This is a genomic window from Saccharomonospora sp. CUA-673, from assembly GCF_001942305.1.
In the GTDB taxonomy this organism is placed as follows: domain Bacteria; phylum Actinomycetota; class Actinomycetes; order Mycobacteriales; family Pseudonocardiaceae; genus Prauserella.
Genome location: NZ_MKKE01000071.1, coordinates 1 through 5,534 on the forward strand (window position 1 = coordinate 1; position 5,534 = coordinate 5,534).

Sequence of the window (5,534 nt, forward strand, 5' to 3'; positions counted from 1 at the left end):
CCTGCTGGCCCACATCTCCCCGGCGCTCATGGAACACATCAATCCATACGGGACCTACGAATTCCCCGTCGAGGCCGAGTACGCCCGCACCGGCTACCGACCGTTGCGCACCGTCGAGGCAGAGGGCTGACGCAGCACGGCGCCGACCGCGGCCTCGGGCGTGTCAGCGCTGGGTGTCCTGTCTCGGCCGGTTGGTGGGCGCGTGCTCGCCCGAGGACGCGGGCCGTCGTCGGGATCCCAGAGTGGCGATGATCGTAGCCAGGATCAGCACGGCCAGGGCCAGGAGGACGACGAGGGTTTGGTGGCTGCTGATCCAGGTGGTGGCGGTGCTGGCCAGCGGGCCCAGGCTCAGGGCCGTGGGGGGTTGGCCGCCGGTGGTGACAGGGATCCAGTAGGCGAGCAGGTAGGCGCCGCTGAGGATCAACAGGACGGCGGTGATGCGGTGCATGTGCGGCAGCAGCCGGCGTACCCAGCGGGTGGCCAGGCTGCTGGCGAAGGCGGCCGAGACGGATAGTGCCACCAGCAGGGTGGCGGCGCCGGTGGCGTAGGCGGCGAACACGGCGAGCATGCCTGCCGGGTTGGTCGTGGCGAGGGCTTGGCTGACGACGGCCAGCAGCACGGCCACGGTGCAAGACAGGGAGGCGATGCCGTAGCCGACGCCGAAGGCGACCAGGCCCCACCGGCCGCCGCCCTGGCGCGGCTGCACCCGGTTGGTCAGGCGCAGCGGCAGGTGCCGTCCGGTGAGCATCGCCAGGCCTGCCACGGCGAGCAGGACGCCGACGGCGATGGCGAACCACGGCGCGAGCCCGGTGATCGCGCGCAGGCCCGCGGCCAGGGCGAGTCCCGCGACGGTGAGGGTGCCGGTGAACCCGGCCGTGATCATGAGCCCCGAGGCCAGGCCGGTGCCGAGCCGGGCCGCCACGCTGGTGCGCCCGGTCGAGCTTTGGCCGGGGTCGGCCACGGTGCCCAGCATGGCGGGCAGCAGCGCGAACCCGCAGGGGTTGACCGGCGAGATCAGCCCGGCGCCGAAGGCCATGGCCAGCAGCGCGATCATGAGCGAGCCTTCTGGATGGCGGTGGTGATGGCGTCGGTGCCGGCATCAACGCCGCGGAAGATCTCCTGCCCGTCGGGTCCGTAGACGACGGTGGTGCCCAGGGCCGTGACCTGCTGCGCCTGCGCCAGCGGCACCCCGTTGGCGACGACGGGCACCTGGGGATTGCCGGCCGAGCGCAGGAAGCTCCGTAGGGAGCTGGTGGGAACCTCGGGGATGAGGTTCAGCGCCACGAACCGCGCCTGCTGCCCAGTCTGTTGTTGTGCTTGGGCGAGCTGTTTGGTCGCGGGCACGCAGGTGGAGCAGCCGGGGGCGAAGAAGTAGGCCACCGTCACCCGACCCGGCTGGGGATGGTGAGTTGTCCGCCGTCCAGGGTGGTGACCGTGCCGGGGTGACCGGTGACAGGCTGTTGTTGGCCGGCGGCGCCGCCGCGGACTGCTGAGTGGCGGGGCTATTGCCGCAGCCGGCCGCACCGAGCGCGACGAGCAGGGCCAGCGCCAGTGCTGGCCCGGCACGGCGACGGTGACGCGGGCCATGTCCGAGTACAGCGGGGCTCATCACTCTGTCCTTTCGCGACGACCAAGCAGGATCAGGGACGTCGACATCAATCTGCGGTGGTCGCAGGCTGGCTGCGGGCTCGTGGGGCGAGGAGGATGCCGCGGTGGCGGGCGAAGTGCTGCATGATCACGCCGAGGGCGAGGCCCATGGCGGCGTGGGCGAGCAGGGTGTCGAGGAAGTAGCCGTTGAGCAGCGTGTCGAACTTCTCCAGCCCGAAGGGGCCGAATTTCGGGGCCATGGGCGGCAGGGTCATCATGGCGACTTCGACGACGGCCACCGAGAACAGCATCGCGCCCCACCAGCGGGTGCGACCGAACAGGATCGAGTAGACCACGCCGAAGCCGATGCCGTTGAACAGGTGATAGGCGGCGCCGAGCGTGTAGCTGACCGGGGTGGCTCGGACATGGGCGGTGCGGCGGTGATCAGGTTGCGAACATCGTCACTGAGTCCGGCAGATACCCCAGGTGCACCCCGGCCACGCGCACCGCATCCAGCGCCAGGGTCAGCAGTATCCCAGCGAGGATGCCCAGCCACAGCCGCCGTGACAGCCGCGCCATGCCGGTGGCGCGGGCGTGGAGCAGCACTCCGGTCACGATGGCCATGCCGGGCAGGGCGACGACGCTGAACAGCACCGGCATCGGGGCCAGTCCACTCGAGGCGGCCACGATCACCAGCGGGGACACCCCGGCGGCGGCCAGGGCGAGCAGCGTCAGGAAGGCTTCGCGTGTCGATGATGTCGGGTCGGGGTCCTCGAGCGACGTGGTGGGTGTCGTGGTCACCGGGGAAACCTCCTGCGCGTGGGCTCGTTGTCGGGCCGCTGCTGCGGGGACGGGGCACTCTCGTCGTGGTGCCGGTCTGGGGGTGGGCAGCAGTCGTCACGCTGCGACGGCGACGAGGAGCCGTCCTGGGGGCTGTGGGTGGCTGATCGCTTGCGGGCCGCGGTGAGCGCCACTGCGCTCACCAGGGCCACACCGGCGGCGGCCCACAGCCACGGGCTGGAGAAGATCCCGGCCAGGGCGCCGAGGGCTCCGGCCGCGATCAACACCGGGCCCGCGCAGCACAGGATCAAGCTGCGCCGATGCCGAGTCCGGCGAGCAGGCCCCGTGTGTCCGAATTGCTCATCGCTGATCACGTCCCTGTCCGTGTGGGGTGCGGTCCGTCGATGCGCTCGCAGGTGGCCAGGGCCGTGCAGTTGTCGGCGGCCAACGAGCGGGCCAGCACCACGAGTTCGGCCACCCGCGGGTCGGTGACGCGGTAGTAGCACCAGCGGCCCTCGCGGCGCGCCTGCACGTAGCCGCAGTCGGCCAGACACGCCAGATGCGTCGACACCCGCCCCTGGGCGAGCCCGACGTGGGCCACGCAGTCACTGACGGAGTGCTCGCCGTCGAGCAGGAACTCCAGTAGCCGCAGCCGGGTGGGATCACCCAGGGCGCGGAAGAACTTCGCCACCGTGCCCACCTGCTGCCCGTCGTCGGACAGCAGCGGTGTGCCGGGGTCGGGATGTGCGGTGCTGGTCATGGATCTCCTCCCACCGTCGAGCACATATCCGGATATGGGGATACGATGATGCCAGCATACATCCGCTCATGCGGATACAACGACGGGTGGGCAGTACCCACCACCTCCGAGGAAGGGCGAGCAACCATGGCTTTCGATCTGGCGATCATCGGCTCCGGCGGGGCAGCCTTCGCGGCCGCGATCGCGGCCCGACGGGACGATCGCTCGGTGGTGATGGTCGAGCGCGGCAGCATTGGCGGCACGTGTGTGAACACCGGGTGTGTGCCGTCGAAGGCGTTGCTGGCCGCCGCCGAGGCACGCCACGTCGCTCTGTCGGCCGAGCACTTCCCCGGCATTCGGGCCAGCGCCGACGAGGTGGCCTTCGGCGAGCTCATCGCCGGCAAAGACAGCCTGGTCGCCGACATGCAGGCCGAGAAGTACACCGGCCTGGCCGCCGAGTACGGCTGGGAGATCATCAGCGGCCAGGCGAGCTTCGTCGACGGCCCGGCCCTGCAGGTCGAGCTGGCCGACGGCGGGGCGCGGCGGATCGAGGCCGAGCATTACCTCGTGGCCACCGGATCGATCCCGTGGGCACCGCCGATCGATGGGCTCGACGAGGTGGACTATCTGACCTCGACCACGGCGATGGAACTGGACGCGCTGCCGGAATCGATGTTGGTGCTCGGCGGCGGCTACGTCGGCCTGGAGCAGGCCCAATTGTTCGCCCGCCTGGGCACCGAGGTCACCGTCGTCGCCCGCTCGCAGTTGGCCTCGGCCGAGGAACCCGAGATCTCCGACAGTATCGATCAGGTCTTCGCCGAGGAGGGCATCACCACCCACACCCACGCCCAGGTGCGCACGGTGCGCCGCGACGGCGGTCATGTGGTGGCCACGGTCGACAGTAGCGACGGAAGCACCCGTGACGTCCGTACCGAGCAGCTGCTGGTGGCCACCGGGCGTCGTGCGGTCACCGACGAGCTCGGGCTGGAACAACTCGGGGTGAAACTGGACAGTCGGGGCCACGTGCGGGTCGACGAACAGCTGCGCACGGACCATCCCCGCATCTGGGCCGCTGGGGATGTGACCGGGCATCCGCAGTTCGTCTACGTCGCCGGCGCGCACGGCGCCGTGGTCGTCGACAATGCCTTCCACGACGCCGGACGCAGGCTGGACTATCACCATCTGCCGCGGGTGACCTTCACGACCCCCAGCATTGCCGCTGCCGGGATGACCGAGGGCGAAGCCGAGCGGGCCGGCTACGAGTGCGAGTGCCGCGTGCTCGCGCTGGAGCACGTGCCGCGGGCGCTGGTCAACCGCGACACCCGCGGGCTGGTCAAACTCGTCGCCGAGGCCGAGTCCGGGCGGCTGCTGGGTGCGCACGTGTTGGCCGCCGGTGCCGGTGACGTCATCGCCACCGCCGTGTATGCCCTGCACAACCAGATGACCGTGCACGACATGGGCGAGCTGTGGTGCCCCTATTTGACCATGGCCGAAGCTCTCAAACTCGCCGCGCAGACCTTCACCCGCGACGTGTCCAAACTGTCCTGCTGCGCCGCCTGACCCGCTCAACCACCCCAGGAAGGACCGCGTGATGACCACCGAACAGCATCCCCTGGCCGAGCGGCTCAGCGACACAGTGAGCTCCGCCCTCACCGAGGGCGGCATGGCGTGGCTGTGGCCACCACTGCTGCGACTCCTGGCCCGCGGCCACCCCGTCACCGCCGACGAGCTCGCCACAGCCACAGGCCACAGCACCGACGAGGTACGCCACGCCCTGGCCGCGCTGCCGGATGCCGAATACGACGAACACGGCCGTCTCGTCGGCTACGGCCTCACCCAACGCGCCACCCCGCACCGCTTCACCGTCGACGGCCAGCAGCTGTACACGTGGTGCGCGCTGGACACACTGCTGTTCCCGGCCGTGCTCGACCGGCCCGCCGAAGTGGAATCGCCCTGCCACACCACCACAACCCCGGTGCGGCTGACCGTCGAGCCGGACAAGGTCGTCGACGTCGAACCGGCCGACGCCGTCGTCTCGATCGTCACCCCCGGACAGTGCACGTCGGTACGCTCAGACTTCTGCGACCAGGTGCACTTCTTCGCCTCGCCTGAGGCCGCCCAACCGTGGCTGGCCGAGCATCCCGGCGCCACCGTGCTTCCCGTGGCCGAGGCCTTCACCCTCGGCCACCAGCTCGCCGAGCAGCACAGGAGCACCGACACCCCCGACTGCTGCTAGAAGACCGCACACCCAATGCGGCAGGTCTGACTCCGACGTCAGGCCTGCCGCTGGCCACACGGCCACGCCACCGCCTCGCTGGTGGTATCCAAACTGCACGCCTCCTCGCGGCGCTCCGCCCTGGCCCAGGCCCTGGTCGAGTACGGCAAGCTGCAGCGCACGATCTACGCGCTGCGGTATCTGGCCGACGAG

8 protein-coding genes and 1 pseudogene are annotated in these 5,534 nt (G+C 70.4%); 3 read left to right on the top strand and 6 right to left on the bottom strand.

What is annotated here, in order from left to right:
• Positions 1 to 163 precede the first annotated feature (163 nt).
• From BJF85_RS23460 to BJF85_RS23485, 6 genes are all read right to left on the bottom strand, one after another.
• Positions 164 to 1,054, bottom strand: a complete 891-nt coding sequence (locus BJF85_RS23460; RefSeq protein ID WP_083666643.1) for a cytochrome c biogenesis CcdA family protein — start codon at positions 1,052 to 1,054, stop codon at positions 164 to 166.
• Positions 1,051 to 1,386: a hypothetical protein gene (locus BJF85_RS23465; RefSeq protein ID WP_075850071.1), complete on the bottom strand. Its 336-nt coding sequence runs from the start codon at positions 1,384 to 1,386 to the stop codon at positions 1,051 to 1,053. The genes BJF85_RS23460 and BJF85_RS23465 overlap by 4 nt, the downstream gene beginning before the upstream one ends.
• A gap of 269 nt (positions 1,387 to 1,655) precedes the next feature.
• Positions 1,656 to 1,943 carry a hypothetical protein gene (locus tag BJF85_RS23470; RefSeq protein WP_075850072.1) on the bottom strand — a complete coding sequence of 96 codons (288 nt, stop codon included), beginning with the start codon at positions 1,941 to 1,943 and terminating at the stop codon, positions 1,656 to 1,658.
• 88 nt (positions 1,944 to 2,031) lie between these two features.
• Positions 2,032 to 2,388 (bottom strand): hypothetical protein, encoded by a 357-nt coding sequence (locus BJF85_RS23475; RefSeq protein WP_075850073.1) that lies wholly within the window; start codon positions 2,386 to 2,388, stop codon positions 2,032 to 2,034.
• Positions 2,385 to 2,741: a hypothetical protein gene (locus BJF85_RS23480; protein WP_255375873.1), complete on the bottom strand. Its 357-nt coding sequence runs from the start codon at positions 2,739 to 2,741 to the stop codon at positions 2,385 to 2,387. The genes BJF85_RS23475 and BJF85_RS23480 overlap by 4 nt, the downstream gene beginning before the upstream one ends.
• Positions 2,738 to 3,127: a helix-turn-helix transcriptional regulator gene (locus tag BJF85_RS23485; protein WP_075850074.1), complete on the bottom strand. Its 390-nt coding sequence runs from the start codon at positions 3,125 to 3,127 to the stop codon at positions 2,738 to 2,740. Before BJF85_RS23485 ends, BJF85_RS23480 begins: the two co-directional genes overlap by 4 nt.
• A gap of 126 nt (positions 3,128 to 3,253) precedes the next feature.
• Between BJF85_RS23485 and merA the strand changes: the two genes are divergently transcribed.
• The 3 genes and pseudogenes from merA to BJF85_RS23500 all read left to right on the top strand — a co-directional run.
• The gene (gene merA / locus BJF85_RS23490) at positions 3,254 to 4,666 is read left to right on the top strand and encodes a mercury(II) reductase (RefSeq protein ID WP_075850075.1); all 1,413 of its coding nucleotides are present in this window, start codon (positions 3,254 to 3,256) and stop codon (positions 4,664 to 4,666) included.
• A 31-nt stretch (positions 4,667 to 4,697) separates the two neighbouring features.
• Positions 4,698 to 5,342 (top strand): organomercurial lyase MerB, encoded by a 645-nt coding sequence (merB, locus tag BJF85_RS23495; RefSeq protein WP_075850076.1) that lies wholly within the window; start codon positions 4,698 to 4,700, stop codon positions 5,340 to 5,342.
• A gap of 69 nt (positions 5,343 to 5,411) precedes the next feature.
• A pseudogene (locus tag BJF85_RS23500) lies at positions 5,412 to 5,534 on the top strand (Tn3 family transposase); the annotation flags it as partial.

Coding starts and splice junctions, on each gene's coding strand:
- merA (WP_075850075.1), top strand. CDS start 3,254: ATGGCTTTCGATCTGGCGATCATCGGCTCCGGCGGGGCAGCCTTCGCG.
- BJF85_RS23485 (WP_075850074.1), bottom strand. CDS start 3,127: ATGACCAGCACCGCACATCCCGACCCCGGCACACCGCTGCTGTCCGAC.
- BJF85_RS23460 (WP_083666643.1), bottom strand. CDS start 1,054: ATGATCGCGCTGCTGGCCATGGCCTTCGGCGCCGGGCTGATCTCGCCG.
- merB (WP_075850076.1), top strand. CDS start 4,698: ATGACCACCGAACAGCATCCCCTGGCCGAGCGGCTCAGCGACACAGTG.